The 16,060-nt window shown below is 41.1% G+C and carries 17 protein-coding genes; 11 read left to right on the forward strand and 6 right to left on the reverse strand.

All coding sequences use genetic code 11. The features are described 5' to 3' along the window. The first annotated feature begins 141 nt into the window (after positions 1-141). Positions 142-276, forward strand: coding sequence for a YrzI family small protein (locus tag FBF75_RS11985; RefSeq protein ID WP_008342648.1), 135 nt, complete (start codon positions 142-144; stop codon positions 274-276). Between the two features lie 159 nt (positions 277-435). After that, a complete protein-coding gene (locus FBF75_RS19680; RefSeq protein ID WP_154666048.1) occupies positions 436-597 on the forward strand; it encodes a hypothetical protein in 162 nt (53 codons plus the stop codon). Between the two features lie 43 nt (positions 598-640). On the opposite strand, the gene FBF75_RS20050 is transcribed toward FBF75_RS19680, so the two are convergent. Beyond that, positions 641-766, reverse strand: coding sequence for a YjcZ family sporulation protein (locus tag FBF75_RS20050; RefSeq protein ID WP_008342643.1), 126 nt, complete (start codon positions 764-766; stop codon positions 641-643). Positions 767-1,033: 267 nt separating this feature from the next. On the opposite strand from FBF75_RS20050, the gene FBF75_RS11995 reads away from it, so the two are divergent. Continuing rightward, on the forward strand, positions 1,034-1,636 hold the full coding sequence (locus tag FBF75_RS11995) for a class I SAM-dependent methyltransferase (protein WP_081114971.1): 603 nt from the start codon (positions 1,034-1,036) through the stop codon (positions 1,634-1,636). A gap of 425 nt (positions 1,637-2,061) precedes the next feature. Beyond that, positions 2,062-3,276 carry a formaldehyde dehydrogenase, glutathione-independent gene (gene fdhA, locus FBF75_RS12000; RefSeq protein ID WP_017367682.1) on the forward strand — a complete coding sequence of 405 codons (1,215 nt, stop codon included), beginning with the start codon at positions 2,062-2,064 and terminating at the stop codon, positions 3,274-3,276. Positions 3,277-3,373: 97 nt separating this feature from the next. On the opposite strand, the gene FBF75_RS12005 is transcribed toward fdhA, so the two are convergent. After that, positions 3,374-4,267 carry a LysR family transcriptional regulator gene (locus FBF75_RS12005; protein WP_136944777.1) on the reverse strand — a complete coding sequence of 298 codons (894 nt, stop codon included), beginning with the start codon at positions 4,265-4,267 and terminating at the stop codon, positions 3,374-3,376. 130 nt (positions 4,268-4,397) lie between these two features. Here FBF75_RS12005 and FBF75_RS12010 point away from each other — a divergent pair, with 130 nt between their 5' ends. The 6 genes from FBF75_RS12010 to FBF75_RS12035 all read left to right on the forward strand — a co-directional run bounded on the left by FBF75_RS12010 (position 4,398) and on the right by FBF75_RS12035 (position 11,642). Beyond that, on the forward strand, positions 4,398-5,840 hold the full coding sequence (locus FBF75_RS12010; RefSeq protein ID WP_167403831.1) for an alanine/glycine:cation symporter family protein: 1,443 nt from the start codon (positions 4,398-4,400) through the stop codon (positions 5,838-5,840). After that, a complete protein-coding gene (locus FBF75_RS12015) occupies positions 5,837-6,994 on the forward strand; it encodes an iron-containing alcohol dehydrogenase (RefSeq protein ID WP_136944779.1) in 1,158 nt (385 codons plus the stop codon). Before FBF75_RS12010 ends, FBF75_RS12015 begins: the two co-directional genes overlap by 4 nt. A gap of 235 nt (positions 6,995-7,229) precedes the next feature. Further along, positions 7,230-7,979 carry a glucose 1-dehydrogenase gene (locus tag FBF75_RS12020; protein ID WP_007501410.1) on the forward strand — a complete coding sequence of 250 codons (750 nt, stop codon included), beginning with the start codon at positions 7,230-7,232 and terminating at the stop codon, positions 7,977-7,979. Positions 7,980-8,350: 371 nt separating this feature from the next. Further along, complete coding sequence (locus FBF75_RS12025) at positions 8,351-9,571, forward strand: MFS transporter (protein ID WP_056705379.1); 1,221 nt, start codon at positions 8,351-8,353, stop codon at positions 9,569-9,571. A 70-nt stretch (positions 9,572-9,641) separates the two neighbouring features. Beyond that, positions 9,642-10,682, forward strand: coding sequence for a 2,3-butanediol dehydrogenase (locus FBF75_RS12030; RefSeq protein WP_125589851.1), 1,041 nt, complete (start codon positions 9,642-9,644; stop codon positions 10,680-10,682). Positions 10,683-10,811: 129 nt separating this feature from the next. Further along, positions 10,812-11,642, forward strand: a complete 831-nt coding sequence (locus tag FBF75_RS12035) for a manganese catalase (RefSeq protein ID WP_007501404.1) — start codon at positions 10,812-10,814, stop codon at positions 11,640-11,642. 35 nt (positions 11,643-11,677) lie between these two features. Here FBF75_RS12035 and FBF75_RS12040 read toward each other — a convergent pair whose 3' ends face one another. Genes FBF75_RS12040 through FBF75_RS12055 form a run of 4 tightly spaced genes read right to left on the reverse strand, consistent with a single transcriptional unit; the run spans position 11,678 to position 14,720 of the window. After that, positions 11,678-12,391, reverse strand: a complete 714-nt coding sequence (locus tag FBF75_RS12040; protein ID WP_056705375.1) for an amino acid ABC transporter permease — start codon at positions 12,389-12,391, stop codon at positions 11,678-11,680. A gap of 12 nt (positions 12,392-12,403) precedes the next feature. After that, the gene (locus FBF75_RS12045; protein ID WP_008342617.1) at positions 12,404-13,102 is read right to left on the reverse strand and encodes an amino acid ABC transporter permease; all 699 of its coding nucleotides are present in this window, start codon (positions 13,100-13,102) and stop codon (positions 12,404-12,406) included. Beyond that, entirely contained in the window at positions 13,099-13,959 is an 861-nt protein-coding gene (locus tag FBF75_RS12050; RefSeq protein ID WP_125589849.1) for an amino acid ABC transporter substrate-binding protein, read from the reverse strand. Before FBF75_RS12050 ends, FBF75_RS12045 begins: the two co-directional genes overlap by 4 nt. Beyond that, positions 13,956-14,720 (reverse strand): amino acid ABC transporter ATP-binding protein, encoded by a 765-nt coding sequence (locus FBF75_RS12055; RefSeq protein ID WP_024718348.1) that lies wholly within the window; start codon positions 14,718-14,720, stop codon positions 13,956-13,958. The genes FBF75_RS12050 and FBF75_RS12055 overlap by 4 nt, the downstream gene beginning before the upstream one ends. A 144-nt stretch (positions 14,721-14,864) precedes the next feature. Between FBF75_RS12055 and FBF75_RS12060 the strand changes: the two genes are divergently transcribed. Beyond that, positions 14,865-16,034, forward strand: coding sequence for an acyl-CoA dehydrogenase family protein (locus FBF75_RS12060; protein ID WP_136944780.1), 1,170 nt, complete (start codon positions 14,865-14,867; stop codon positions 16,032-16,034). Positions 16,035-16,060 lie beyond the last annotated feature (26 nt).

The raw sequence follows: 16,060 nt of genomic DNA on the forward strand, positions 1-16,060 counted from the left end.
AAACGAGGATTTCACGTATCATCCATCGCAGGTTAGAAGACACTGTCTTTTGATCTGCATTTTTGTGTGCCCGCAGGTCAACTGATAAAGAAGATCTGCGGGCTATTTCGCGTGCTGCGAACTGAAGGGAGGTGAGCGTATATGACAATCCATTTATTTTTTATTACTTTGACGATCCAACGTAAATACAAGGACATTGAAACCGTTCTTTATGAACAACAAGTCGAAACGTTTTATGAAGAAATGAAGCAGAAACAACTAAAGTACATGAACTAAAAAGGACAATAAAAACATGAAAAGGAGGAGATTGACATGTTTATGATGCTTGCAATGCTTGATTGTTATACAAGGGAGAAGGACCAGGTTTAGACACGCTCCACATTGATCACCTGCACATATGATAACCGTAAAAGGAGATTGTGAGGTGATCAATGAATGTCGATGTCACCATATATGAGGTTTCCGTCAGTGGGGCACGGGTATGCGTCTATTCCGCATTCTTTAAAGCACGGATACGGCAATCCATACAGAATGCAAAGAGAGCAAGAAGAAATGCTCAGACGCTATATGTACAATTATCCAACCTATTGGTATTAAAGAAAAGGAGCAGGAAACGTTATCGTTTCCTGCTCCTTTTACATTAGCAAATCCAGCTTGCACCGATGATGATTAACAAAATGAACAGTACAACAAGCAATGCGAATCCGCCTGCAAAACCGCCACCGTAGCCACCGCAGTAGCCTCCAGAATAACCGCCAAAGCCCATAATCTAGCACCACCTTTATCTAATCAAGATACATTCATAAAATATGCAGCTCATGCAGAAAACGAAATCAATCTGAGCACAATTAATGAAAATGCCTATTTGTTTAAATATTTTTCATGACGTGCGAAACATTTTCAGAAAAGGTGCCGTCTAATAAAAGACAAAGAAATTAGGACTAGGTCTTAACTTTTGTTAGGCGAGAGCCGATATGAAAAGTAAGAAAATTCGTAAATAGTTTTATTTACTGGTGCAAAGCAGGTGTTGACATTGATTCAAAGCTGGATTGGAAAACAAATGAGGGAACCAAAGGGCTTGTTCTCAAAATGGGTTGCCCGCTATATGGAAAAAAATCATCATAATATCAATCAATGGACGATTCAACTCTTAAATATACAAGAAAACGACCGGATTTTAGAAATTGGTACTGGAAGAGGTATGACATTATCTAAAGTAGCGGAAAAACTTGATCGAGGAAAAGTATATGGAATCGATGCTTCGCGTCATATGGTAAAATACGCGAAAAGAAAACATAAGAGGCTTGTCGAGCAGGAAAAAGCCGTTATCACACTTGGAAAAGCTGAGAAATTACCTTTTGAAGACAGATCATTCAATAAATTGTTCACAGTGCAGACCATCTATTACTTGCCAGATATCGAACAAGTCATGAAAGAGGTATATCGTGTTCTTCAAGTGGATGGAGAAGTATTCTTATCTTTTCAAAAGCAGGAACTAATGAAGGAACAAAAACGCTCACAGTCTCTTTCAACGTACAGTGAAGAAGACATCAGCTGTCTTTTTTCAGCGTATCACTTTAGAGACGTCTCTGTTTACCATTATGATACATACATCTGTATCAAAGCCTTAAAATGATGAAAATATTTCCCAGGTAATGAACAAGCACTCAAAAAAAGGCTCTTCGCCAGAAGGGCCTTTTTTGCATGTGGGAATTGATCATTCATCAATAAAAAAGACTCTTCACAAGAAGAGTCTTTTGCATTCATTTCATATGTAGGGGCCAGCCAGGTGTGTAAGGAATGATAGTATATATAAGGAATTTGTTTGTCGATTAAGGATACCTGTCTGGCTTATTCCTTATATCGACAATGTTCTGCAAATGTTTAGCTTTTTTTTCAATATTTTCTTTTTTATTTGACTGGAAAATACATTTTTCTCTCCTAGATAGACATTTGTCACTTATTTTTTGAGTCAATGTGCGGTTAAAAGAAGGAAAAAGCCCGAGAAAGAGAGAATTTTGGAGAGACTTCATTTTTAAACAAAAAGGGAGGAATGAAAACATGTCGGGAAACAAAGGTGTCGTTTACAAAGGAGCAGGAAATGTAGCAGTTGAGGATATTGGATACCCTGATTTGGTTTTAAGGGATGGCCCTGGTGTACCTAAAGCCAATGTTGGACGTAAGTGTGAGCATGGCGTCATTTTAAAAGTGGTGACAACAAACATTTGCGGGAGCGACCAGCACATGGTAAGAGGGCGTACAACTGCGCCTGAAGGACTTGTCCTTGGTCATGAAATTACTGGTGAAGTCGTTGAAGTTGGACGAGATGTAGAGTTTATCCAAAAGGGTGATCTCGTATCAGTTCCATTTAATATTGCCTGTGGTCGCTGCGTCATGTGTAAAGAACAAAAAACCCATGTGTGTTTAAATGTGAACCCCGATCGACCTGGCTCAGCTTATGGTTATGTAGATATGGGCGGATGGGTTGGCGGCCAATCAGAGTACGTCATGGTGCCATATGCTGATTTCCAGCTGCTTAAATTTCCGGACAAAGATCAGGCGATGGAGAAAATACTTGATTTGACAATGCTTTCCGATATTTTCCCGACAGGTTTTCATGGTGCGTATTCGGCTGGCGTAAAACCAGGCTCTACTGTCTATATTGCTGGTGCAGGGCCAGTAGGTCTTGCAGCAGCGCATTCCGCTCAGCTCCTTGGCGCTTCTGCTGTCATCGTCGGCGATCTCAATGAACAAAGGCTCGAGCAGGCGAGAAGCTTTGGCTGCGAAACGATTAATTTACGAAAACATGATCGAATCGGTGAACAAATGACAAACATCCTTGGAGAGCCAGAAGTCGACTGTGCGGTCGATTGTGTCGGTTTTGAAGCTTCAGGTCATGGAGATCAAGGAGAAGCACCAGCCACCGTTTTAAATACAATTATGGATATTACCAAAGTTGGCGGTAAACTTGGAATTCCAGGACTTTACGTCACAGAAGATCCAGGTGCTGTGGATGAAGATGCAAAAGTTGGATCTCTGAAAGTGCGAATTGGACTTGGCTGGGCCAAAGCCCATACTTTTGTGACAGGCCAAACCCCTGTCATGCAATATCACCGCAGCTTGATGAAATCTATTTTAAGCGGAAGGGCACAAATCGCCAAAGCCGTTAATGCAACCGTCATTTCCCTTGATCAAGCCCCTAAAGGATATAGCGATTTTGATTCGGGTGTGGCGAAGAAATTTGTGATTGACCCGCATGGCATGATTTCTAAATAATGATCCATCGAAAAAAACTTACAGGATTTTTCCTGTAAGTTTTTTGTTTGTTACATATAAAAAGATGAAGCTTTTCTGCTACATTCCATGTCAATTGTTAGCCGTGCCTGAGTATATATTCCTCTGTTAAATCAACAAACGCCTTCAAAGCAGGAGACATCCATTTATTTTTATGCCAGAATAGTTGGATTTTCGTTGTGAGACAGGGTCCCATCCAATTGATTTTAATCATATGGCCTTCTGTTATTTCCCTTTTTATAGAAATTTCGGGAAGTACAGCAATTCCTAAACCAGCCATTACACATTTTTTTATGGCTTCTACATCTGCTAGTTCTAGTTTACTTCTCGGTTTTGCTCCTGCCTGTGTCAAAGAGTGTTCGAAGGCATAACGATAATCGCAGTCTTCGGTTAACAACAATCTTTGCTCGTCTAAATCGATAGGATATACTTTTTGTTTTTTGCTCAATGGATTTGTTGGACAGCATACAATGGCCATCGGTTCATCTTTTAATTCTTTTACAATTAAATGTGAGGATACGACAGGATTCATCGATAATAGGGCGACATCAATTTGTCCTTCCAGTAATAGATTTAAAACATCCTTTTCAGCTATTCCGGGACGGAAAATCAGTTCTACTTTAGGATACGTTGTTTGAAAGTCCGTTAAAATATGAGGAAGTCGATAGGTACATTGTGTTTCAGATGCACATATTCTCAAAATGCCGCTTGGCTCACTCATCCCGCCAACAGCCTCTAATGCTTCTCCTGTTAAACCTAAAATCTTATCCGTATAATCTTGAAACTTCATGCCAGCTTCAGTTAAAATGACCCTTTTTCCAGGCCTTTCAAATAGAGGGGTTCCTAACTCTTCTTCTAATGCAGCGATATTTGCCGTGATACTAGATTGAGCATAGCCAAGTATTTGTGCTGTTTTTGTAAAGTTTAATACTTTTGATGCTGTTTGGAACATCATCAGTTGCTTTATTTCCAACGTCAATCCCTCCTAAATCGGATGAGCCGATTGATGCAATCAGAAAACTTCTATAGATAGATCATATCATTTTTACTATGATAAAAGTAGGCGCTTTCATTATTTAGAATGTTCAGATTTTATAGGGGGGATGGCTTTGTTTGAAACGATTGTCAATTCAATAAATGACTTTTTATGGACATATATTTTAGTCATTATGTTAATAGGAATAGGAATCTACTTTACGGTGAGAATGAAGTTTATGCAAATTGTCTTACTAAAAGAGATCTTCCGTTCTATTTTTGAAAAAGCTCCAAAAATAAAAGGGAGTCAAGACATTTCTTCAATGCAAGCTTTCTTTATCGGAGCAGCGACGAGGATTGGAACTGGAAATATGGCAGGTGTTGCTATTGCCATCACAGTTGGTGGTCCTGGAGCTATTTTCTGGATGTGGTTTGCAGCAGTTTTAGGGGGAGCTTCTGCATTTGTCGAAAGTACACTCGCTCAAATATATAAAGTGAGAACAAGTGATGGTTTTAAAGGGGGGCCAGGCTATTATATACAAAAGCAATTTGGACTGAAATGGCCAAGTAGGATCTTTGCCTTTTCTGTTATTCTTAGTTTTGGCTTAATTTTTAATGCAGTACAAACGAACACCATCACAAATGCCTTTCGATATTCATTTGGTATCAGTCCAATTGGCATGGGGGTATTCGTAACCATTCTTACGGCTCTCATCATTTTTGGTGGTGTAAAGAGAATTGCCCGCTTTACCCAAATCATTGTGCCAATCATGTCCTCGTTTTATATTATCTTAGCACTTTATGTGATTGTGACAAATATCGCTGATGTACCCGCAGCATTAGCAAGTATTATGAAAAGTGCGTTTGGATTAGAGCAAATGGTTGGAGGCGGAATCGGCGCTGCAATAATGAACGGTGTCAAACGCGGGTTGTTTTCCAATGAAGCAGGGATGGGAAGTGCGCCAAATGCAGCTGCTGCTGCCCATGTTTCACACCCAGTAAAACAAGGGTTTGTTCAATTATTAGGCGTATTTTTTGATACATTAGTTGTTTGTAGTTGTACAGCATTTATTATTATGCTATCAACAGTAGAAACAGTAGGTGATTTGTCAGGTATTGAAATTACTCAAGCTGCAATGGCGCAGCATTTCGGTTCTTGGGCTAGTATTTTCTTAGCATTTGCGATCTTTACTTTTGCATTTAGCTCCATTGTAGGTGGCTACTATTACGGTGAAGCCAATATCGGTTTTATTCATCACAGTGTAACCGCGCTATTCGTGTATCGAATCACTGTTTTAATGATGATCATGTTTGGTGCTCTCGCCAACTTACAAATCGTTTGGACGTTAGCGGACTTGTCGATGGCGATTATGGCTATTGTTAACTTGGTTGCTATTGCGATTTTAGGCAAATTTGCTTTTGCGGCTCTAAATGATTACATGGGACAAAGAAAGGTAGGAAAGAACCCTGTTTTTTACGCTTCTACCATTCCAGGTTTAAAAGGAATAGAATGGTGGGGAGCAGAAAAACAAGCGATTAAATCAACAAATGAAGGGGTAGAAAATCAATGATAAATTTTGAATATGATTGTCATACGAAAATGATCATGGGGGCGGGAAAATCTAAAGATATTGCCTCTATTGTAGAGGACATGGTTTTGCCTAGTGCTACAATTATGATTGTGACTGACCCTGGTGTAAAAAGCGCAAGATTGGTGACGCCTATTGAAGCATATTTGCAAGAAGCTGGTTATTCCGTTGTCGTCTTTGATCAAGTATCTCCAAACCCTAGAGATCATGAATGTCTAACGGGTGCAGAGCTCTTTAGAAAAGTACAAGCATCAGCGGTTATTGCGATTGGCGGAGGAAGCCCAATGGATACGGCAAAAGCCATTGCTTTATTAGGTCCAAATGGCGGTAATCCTGAAGAGTATATAGCAGGCAAGAAAGCGTACACAAATGTATCACCCTTAATTTGTATTCCAACCACGGCTGGAACTGGCTCTGAGGTGACCCGTTCATCTGTGATTACGTTAGCTGCTTCACATAAAAAAATCACCTTAAAACATGCCTTGCTTCGACCAACTATTGCGATTTTGGATCCTGCTCTTACTTCAACGGTGCCAAAAAGTATAACAGCGGCAACAGGTGTTGATGCACTGGTCCATGCGATTGAAGGCTATACATGTAAAGAAACAAACCCTATTTCTAAGGCGATGGGGGCAAGCGCAATGAAAACCATTGTGACCTATTTACCGAAGGCGTATGAAGACGGGTCTGATTTAGAAGCAAGATACAAAATGCAGGAAGGCAGTTTACTCGCTGGCTTATGCTTCGGTTCTGCTGATGTAGCAGCCGTACATTGTTTAGCCGAAGCGCTCGGCAGTCTTTATGATACGCCTCATGGTATCGCAAATGCTGTGTTTTTACCTTATGTCATACAATTTAATGCAGCTGAAAACAAATCATTGCACATAGAGCTTGCAAACATCATGGGCTTTGCAGATAAAACGGATGCAGATGATGTGGCGATTCAAAAATTAATGGATGGTATGTATACATTCACAAAGAATTTAGGTATTCCATCACTAAAAGAATTATCTTATGTAAAAGTAGAAGATTTTGAAAAAATGGCTGAACTAGCAGAACAAAACAACTCTACAAAAAGCAATGTTCGTGCCGTTACGAAAGCGGACTACTTAGATATACTAAAGGCTGCTTTTTAATTATAGTCACAGAAAAAGAGCCGAATAGAATGACTGAATGATAAACACAAACTTTCCCAGACTTTACACAAGAAGCAAACGACTATGTCGTCAATATGGAGAATTACAAATATACCACCCTCCTAATGTATGATTTAGGTGGTGGTTTTTCTATGTCCCATTTGACTAGGTATCGTGTATACATGAGTGGTATGATAGACGACAACATCTCATGAGAGAAAGGATAGGATAAACGATGAATTTTCACAATAAAACAGTCGTTATCACTGGCGCAGCAAATGGAATTGGTGAGTCGATCGCGTATGGCTATGCGAAAGAAGGGGCGCGTGTTGTGCTTGCGGATATTGACGAAGAGAAGGGCAAGCGCTTGGAAGATCAGCTGAAAAAGGAGTCCTTTGAGGCTTTTTTTAAAAAAACGGATGTGAAACAAGAGAAGGATATTCAAGACATCATGTCAGCTGCTGTGGCTCGTTATCAAACGATCGATATTCTCATCAATAATGCAGGGGTTATGTGTACAAAATCGCCTTATGAGCTAACGGTTGATGAGTTTGATCATGTGCTGCATACAAACCTACGAGGTGCTTTTTTATGTGCAAGGGAAGCGGCACGTTATATCAAAGAGAATCCAAACGGCGGTTCCATTGTGAATATTTCATCTACCCGTGCGACCATGTCAGAGCCTCATACAGAAGCGTATGCTGCATCAAAAGGCGGGATATCAGCACTTACTCATGCGCTGGCTGCTTCTTTTAGTCAGGATCACATAACAGTAAACAGCATTTCCCCTGGGTGGATTGAAACGAAGGATGAGAAAAATTTGCGAGAAATTGACCATCAGCAGCACCTTTCCAATCGAGTAGGAACGCCAAAGGATATTGTCAAAGCTTGTTTTTATTTAACAGATGAAGACAATCAATTTGTGACAGGAACCGATTTGGTTGTTGATGGCGGCATGACTAGAAAAATGATTTATGCGGATTAACATGAAAAAACATTGACGCCTTGACGGAGGCGCAGTACAATATAGAACAATTCAGCTGAAGATCGTGATGAAAAAAAGATAAAGCGCAAATAGAGAAGAGTATGTAATGGCTGCCTCACACAGAGAACTCCGTGAAGCTGAGAAGGAGCTGGGAAGCGTTACAGAACCAAGCCTCTTAGCTCTGCACCGGATTCATTGTGATGGTGATGCAGCGGCATTCTCCCGTTATAGAGAAGGGTTAGCGATAACCTGCTAAGGTTCATCTGGTAACAGGTGAATGAACTGAGGTGGCAACGCGGAGTCAATCCCGTCCTCAAGACAGAAATGTCTTGGGGGCGGGATTTTTTTATGACAAAAAGGAGGGCACCACGATGAAAAAACATTGGCGGGATATGAGCATGTTACTTGGAGCGATTGGTATTGCGAACATAGGAGAATGGATTTATATGATTGCTCTCCATCTGCTGATTTTTCAGGAAACGGGCTCCGTTCTTGCTGTAACAGCCGTCTATATGTTAAGACCTGTCTCGGCTCTTTTAACAAATAGCTGGTCTGGTAGCTTAATAGATAGACTGAATCAGCGGAATGTCATGATCAGTCTAGATCTATGCCGGGCCATTCTGATTGCTTGTTTACCCTTTGCCTTATTTTCAGGCCACTTATTGATCGTATATGTGATGCTATTTCTCATTCATATGGCACAAGCCATGTTTCATCCAGCTTCGATGGTCTATATGACAGCACTAATCCCGGCGGATAAACGAAAACGGTTTAATGCCATTCGATCTTTGCTTCAGTCTGGTGGATTTTTACTCGGACCCGCCGTAGCAGGGGTGCTGTTTCTCATTGGTACACCAGTCCTTTCAATTTATGTAAATGCAATCTGCCTTTTGATATCTGCTGTTTTGACGATGTGTTTACCGATTTTGTCAAAAGCAGCCGGGGCACAAAAAGGCTTTTCTCTCTCAGTATTAAAGGAAGATGCAAAACTTGTATTTCATTTCAGTCTCACATCCCGTCAAGTGATGGCCGTGTATTTATTATTTAGTGCCGCCATCACGGTGCTGCCGACTGCAATTGACTCACTTGAAGCAGCTTTTGCAAAGGAAGTGCTGATGTTGACCAATACCGAATATGGGTTTCTTGTCAGTGTAGCTGGGGCAGGGATTATCGCAGGGGCATGTCTCAATACGGTCATTGTCGAAAGGCTGCCTATTTCAGTGATGCTTGGTGCGGGTAGTTTGTTTGTGGCTTTTGGATACTTGATCTATGCTTTTTCAAGCACATTGACTGTCGCAGCAGCTGGCTTTTTTGTTCTAGCTTTCTTTTTAGCATTTGCAAACACCGGTTTTATGACTTTTTATCAAACGAATATCCCGGTAGAGGTTATGGGGAGAGTGGCAAGTTTTTATGCGTTATGTGAAGCTGTTCTGACGATGATGATGACAGGAATATGCGGCGCATTGGCGCATGTTTTATCGATACGTACTTCTGTCATAATTGGCTGCATATGTATGCTTCTTATTTGTCTGTTGCTATGTTTTGTCATTTTTCGTCCATTGACTGTTAAAAAAATAGTGCATCTTACTTAGAAAATTAAAAAAATTATGATATCATTATTTAAGTAAGTTAATTAAATTGATGAGAAAAGGAGTCTTACAAATGAAAGCACTACGCTGGCACGATCAAAAGGACATTCGACTAGAGGAAATTGATGAACCAACAGTTGCTCCAGGAAAAGTGAAACTGAAAGTAAAATGGTGCGGCATTTGCGGTAGTGATTTACATGAATATTTAGGCGGACCGATCTTTATTCCTGTGAATGAACCTCATCCACTTACAAAAGAAAAAGCACCCATTACACTGGGACACGAGTTCTCTGGTGAAGTTGTAGAAGTTGGAGAAGGCGTGAGTAATTACAAAGTAGGCGATCGAGTGGTTGTTGAACCTATTTTTGCAACTCACGGGCACCAAGGTGCTTACAACTTAGATGAAAACATGGGCTTCTTAGGACTTGCTGGTGGCGGTGGAGGATTCTCTGAATATGTATCTGTCGATGAAGAATTACTTCATTTGTTACCAGACGAAATTTCATATGAGCAAGGTGCACTTGTTGAACCTTCTGCAGTTGCTTTATATGCGGTTCGTTCTAGTAAAGTGCAAGCTGGGGATACAGCAGCTGTGTTTGGCTGTGGGCCAATCGGTTTACTTGTCATTGAAGCATTAAAAGCAGCTGGTGCTACTGACATTTATGCAGTGGAATTATCAAAAGAGCGCCAAGAAAAAGCAAAAGAACTTGGAGCGATCATTGTAGATCCTTCTCAGTATGAAGATGTTGTTCAAGAAATCGCACACCGTACAAATGGTGGAGTCGATGTTTCTTTTGAAGTGACAGGTGTACCTGTTGTATTGAAGCAAGCAATCCAATCAACTAGAATTTCAGGTGAAACAGTCATTGTGAGCATTTGGGAAAAAGGCGCAGAAATTATGCCGAATGACATTGTCATTAAAGAACGTACAGTCAAAGGAATCATCGGCTACAGAGATGTTTTCCCATCTGTATTAAACTTAATGAGAAAAGGCTATTTCTCTGCAGATACACTCGTCACGAAAAAAATCAAGCTGGACGATGTGATCGAAGATGGCTTCCATGCATTAATCAATGAAAAAGATCAAGTGAAAATTTTAGTCAGTGCTGAATAAGTAGGACGATAAAGAGAATGGCAGATGCCGTTCTCTTTTTTTTTATAAGAGCATGCGATTTTTCATAAAGAGGGCATCGGCTGAATAGTGATAAGTGCAAAGGTTTTTGTAAATAAAGGAGATGACATCATGTTTTATCACATTAAAGAACTGCAATATGAAGCAAAGCCCTCTAAGCCGGACCCTCTTTATGCGAAAAAATTACAAGAGGTGTTAGGCGGTCAATATGGAGAAATCAGCGTGATGATGCAATATTTATTTCAAGGGTTTAACTGCCGAGCGGATCAAAAATATAAAGATTTGCTCCATGACATTGGAACGGAGGAAATCGGTCATGTCGAAATGCTGGCAACGATGATTGCTCGATTACTTGATAATGCCCCAGTTAAAGAACAAGAAGAAGCGTATCAAAGTGATCCAGCACTTGCAGCCGTCATGGGCGGAATGAATCCTCAACATGCAATTGTTGCAGGCTTAGGGGCAATGGCAGCAGATAGTCAAGGGTATCCGTGGAATGCAAAATATATCATTGCAAGCGGAAATTTAATGGCTGACTTCAGGGCAAATTTGAATGCGGAGTCACAAGGCAGACTTCAGGTTACACGGCTTTATGAAATGACCGATGACCGCGGAGTGAAGGATATGCTCTCCTTTCTCATTGCTCGTGATACATATCATCAAAATATGTGGCTGGCTGCAATTAAGGAATTAGAAGAACGAGAAGGGGATGTCGTTGTTCCAACCACCTTCCCGCGCTCACTGGAAAAACAGCAAGTATCCTATGATTTGTTTAACTTCTCAAGAGGAGAAGAAAGCAAAGAAGGCAGATGGGCACATGGCCGAAGTATGGATGGAAAGGGAGAATTCAGATATATTTCTGCTCCTGTCGTGTTCGGCTCTGCGCCTAAACTCAAACCAGCACCGAAAGAACTATATAACACACCGAAAAAAGGAGAATAAAAAAGTCGATCAGGGTTTGTACCTGATCGACTTTTTTAACGTCCAAGAGATTTTCCGTACACGCTGACTCGTTTCTCTAACAAAGCAAAAGCGAGTTCAAAGAAAATACTAAGCATCCAATAGATCAAAGCAGAGACAAGATACGTTTCTAAAAATTTGTAGCCGTCATTTGCAATGATGCGAGAGATCCCCATGATTTCCAGTACACCAATTGTAAACGAAAGGGATGTGGCTTTTAACAGCTGAATGAGCTGATTCCCTAGGTTTGGCAGGGCAACCACAAACGCTTGCGGTAAAATAATGCGCATCATCGCCTGTCTGGTGGTCATGCCAACGATTTTCGCCGCTTCAAGCTGCCCTCTGTCTACCGCAAGGAGTGCGCTGCGGACCACTTCTGTTAAATGTGCGGCTGAATGCAGGCTGAAGGTGATAAGGGCAACGGTAAGCGGGGAGACCATATCCGGGTGAAAGGTCAACCCAAAAGTGCTATTCATTTTGGTCAGAACAAATGGAATGCCATAAAAGAAAGCAAACAACTGAACAATGAGAGGTGTTCCTCTAAAAAATGAGACATAGAGCGTGACCAGCTGGCGGAGCACAGGGATACGAAAGAGGCGAATGAAAGCAAAAATAGATCCAATCAAAAGGCTCACAGCCATAGAAACAAGTGCAATCAATAAGGTAAAGGGAACGCCTTTTAGAATATGTGGTATTTGGTCAATCGCAAATGATATATCAATGGTTTGCATCAAATCGCCTCCTTAGCGTGACAGGCTGGTGCGGCCTTTCACAAATTTTCTTTCCAGTAGCATCGTGATCAGTTCAATACTGATGCAAATCAGCCAATACACAATTGCAATGATGACGTACACTTCAAACATCCCTATCCCGTAGTTATTACCTAGTATGATTTTGACCTGTCCCATCATATCAATGAGTCCGATTGTAAATGCAATGGCGGTATCTTTCACGAGATCAATGGTGTAATTTCCGAGGTTCGGAAGTGCAATGAGAAAGGCTTGCGGAATAATGATCCTCATTAATGCCTGCGTATCTGTCATCCCAACAATGTAAGCTGCTTCAAGCTGATCTTTCCCAACAGAGGAATATGCACTGCGAAAGACTTCAGATAAATAAGCGCCCGTATGTAACGAGAATGTGATCATCACAAATAACACACGATCCCAATGATTGATTTGAATTCCCGCCATGAGTAAAAGCTGAGGCAGGCCAAAATAAATGAGGAATAACTGAACAATGAGCGGTGTACTTCGTGTAAATGACAAATAAATGACCGCCAATTGTTTCAGCACTGGAATTTGTTTGATTCGAATGCAAGCAAACAGCAATCCGATGATGATGGCAAAAAACAATGACACCACAATCATCAGAAATGTGAGTGGCAGGCGATCAACCACCTGTAAAAAGATTCTTAACCAATCTCCAGCTGTAAACGTCATGGCACTTCCTTCCTTTCTTCATATTGATAGCCTTGCTCTGATATATAGTCAATATCTTGAAAGAAATCAACGCCAAACCATTTCTTCGCAAGGTCAGGTAATGTTCCGTCTTCTATCATCTCTTGTGTCACTCGGTCCAATTGTGATGCTAGTTTCTTTTGACTAGGCTGTAAGACAAGATAAATAGGTTCCTTTGAGACAATGCCGCCCACTTTGACTTTCAGGTGAAGATGTTTTTGAATCGTATCAAAGGTCGAAATATTCATAAAAGCCGCATCGGACCGTCCACTTTCGACTCGTTTTAAATTGAGTTCGTTTGAAGGGCTTTCAATGGTCGTGAGCGGAATTTTCCGATCATTTTCTTCATTATATTGATTTAATATGGAACGAAGGCCGCCGCTAGGACTGACGGGAGCGAGCTTTTTTGATGTCATATCGTCTAGAGATTGAATATCTTGCTCTGATTCATTCACAATTAAACCTGTCATCGAATAGCCGTATGGAACCTTAGGATAAAGAAAGCGTTTTTCACGTTCAGGATTACTAAAAAACCAATTAGCCGCCATTTCAAATTTCCCAGCGCCGATCCCAATTAAATTGGATTCTTCCTCGCCGAAGATATAATCAAAATGAATGTGTGGCAAACGTTTCTCGACTTCATTTAAATAATCGATGTTATAGCCAATCGGTTCGTTGCGGTCATTTGTGGCTAAAAAAGGCGGATTGACTTCTGCGCTTAGTGCGACTTTGACAATTTGTCTGCCATCATCTGTTGTCGTTTTCACACTGCTGCAGCCAATGAGAGAGAGGAGAAACAGAAGGATACTAGCGGCGGTGAATAAAGTCTTGCGCTTCATCTGTCTTCCTCCAATCCTTGCCACATCCCGCGATGAATTCTTGATAAAAATTGTTTCGTCCGTTCATGCTGAGGCTTCATCAGGACGTCTTCTGGTGAGCCTTTTTCAACGATTTCCCCATCTGCCATAAAGATCACTGTATCCGCTACATCTTTTGCAAACGAGATTTCATGCGTCACAATGACCATCGTCATGCCTTGGCTCGCAATATCTTTCATCATTTCAAGGATTTCTCCGACCATCTCTGGGTCTAGTGCGGACGTTGGTTCATCAAACAAAAGCACCGCAGGATTCATGGCAAGAGCACGAGCAATCCCAATCCGCTGCTGTTGACCGCCGGATAATTCACTTGGAAACGCATCTTTTTTATGAAGCAGCCCAATTCGCGTTAACAATTGCTCTCCGATTTTTTCCGCCTCTTTTTTAGACATGTTTTGAGACACAATCAATCCTTCTGTGATGTTTTCAAGTGCTCGTTTATTTTGAAACAAGTGATAATGCTGAAACACCATAGACGATTGCTGTCTGAGTTTTAGAAGATCTTTTTTTCGATATTGTTCAAATTGAATCGTGGCTTCTCCAACTGTCAGCGTTCCTTTGTCTGGGATATCAAGGCTGTTTAAACTGCGGAGAAGGGTTGTTTTTCCTGATCCGCTCGGTCCAATAATGGCGACCACTTCACCTTCTTGTACGGTGAAATCAATTCCTTTTAACACATGAGTTGACCCATAGGATTTATGTAGATTAGTAGCAGAAATCATAAAAGCATCACGTTCCTTTGACATATGTACTTAATATTGATAAAATTTAACACATTAAATCCTATAAGTAAAGTGTGTTTTAATAATACCTATTGGATAAATCGGATATGATAGATTGCGAGAAACAGAGGAGTTGGATACGTTTTGTCTAAAGCATTATTTGTCGATACAGATTTTCAAAAAAATTGGCTAAATCAACTAGAATCCCTTCGTGAAACGATCGAACAATCTGCAAAAGAACATGATGAGGGTGCCTATTTTCCTAAACAGAATATCGAATCATTAGTAGAACTGGGCTATACAACGTTGTCTCTGCCTGTTGAGTACGGGGGCGGGGGTCAATCTGTAAAGGATATGGTCCTTTTTCAAGAAACGCTAGGAAGTATGGATGGAGCAACTGCCTTATCGATCGGCTGGCACCAAGGAGTTGTTGGTGAAATTTATGAAAAGAAACTATGGAATGAGAAGCAGCTGCAATTTTTTGCTGAAGAAATCAAAAATGGGGCTCTTGTGAACCGGGCCGTCAGTGAGGCGCAGACAGGGAGTCCAACAAGAGGAGGCAAACCTGGAACAACTGCAACGAGATCAGGAGATCAATGGGTGATCAGTGGCAGGAAAACATTCACAACGATGTCACCAGCACTCACATATTTTCTTGTCGGTGTATGGATCGAAGAAAAAGAAGCGATGGGCTTCTTCTTAATTCACCGTGATACAAAAGGTGTTTCTATAGAAGAAACGTGGGATGTTGTTGGCATGAGAGGAACGGAGAGCCATGATTTAATTCTAGATCAAGTGGAAGTCCCAGATGACATGTTGGTTGAAGTGCAGAAAGGACCTCGGGGGGGTACGTTAAACCCTTGGATCGCACATATCCCTTCCTGTTATTTAGGGATTGCGCAAGCGGCAAGAGACTATGCTGTTCAATATGCCATCACCCATTCACCGAACAGTATTAGCGGAACGATTAGCGAACTGCCAAATGTCCAAACACTGATTGGCGAAATTGATTTACTACTAAAGCAAGCACGCCATGTCATCTATTCAACGACAACATTGTATGAGCAGCCAGAGAAAAGAGAGCTGTTAATCAATGAATTCGGTGCTGTGAAGCATACAGTCGTCAATCATAGTCTGCAAGTGGTCGATAAAGCCATGCGTTTAGTCGGTGCAAAAAGCTTAAGCCTTAGCTGCCCGCTTCAACGTTACTATCGAGACATTCGTGCTGGCCTTCATAACCCACCAATGGACGATATGACGATTTCGAAAATTGCAAAGCAAGCGATAGAAGAGAAAAAATTGAGCATACAATAAACAGAAAGCCGGATAAAACCGGCTTT

This window comes from Bacillus sp. S2(2019) (genome assembly GCF_005144805.1).
GTDB lineage: Bacteria > Bacillota > Bacilli > Bacillales > Bacillaceae > Bacillus > Bacillus altitudinis.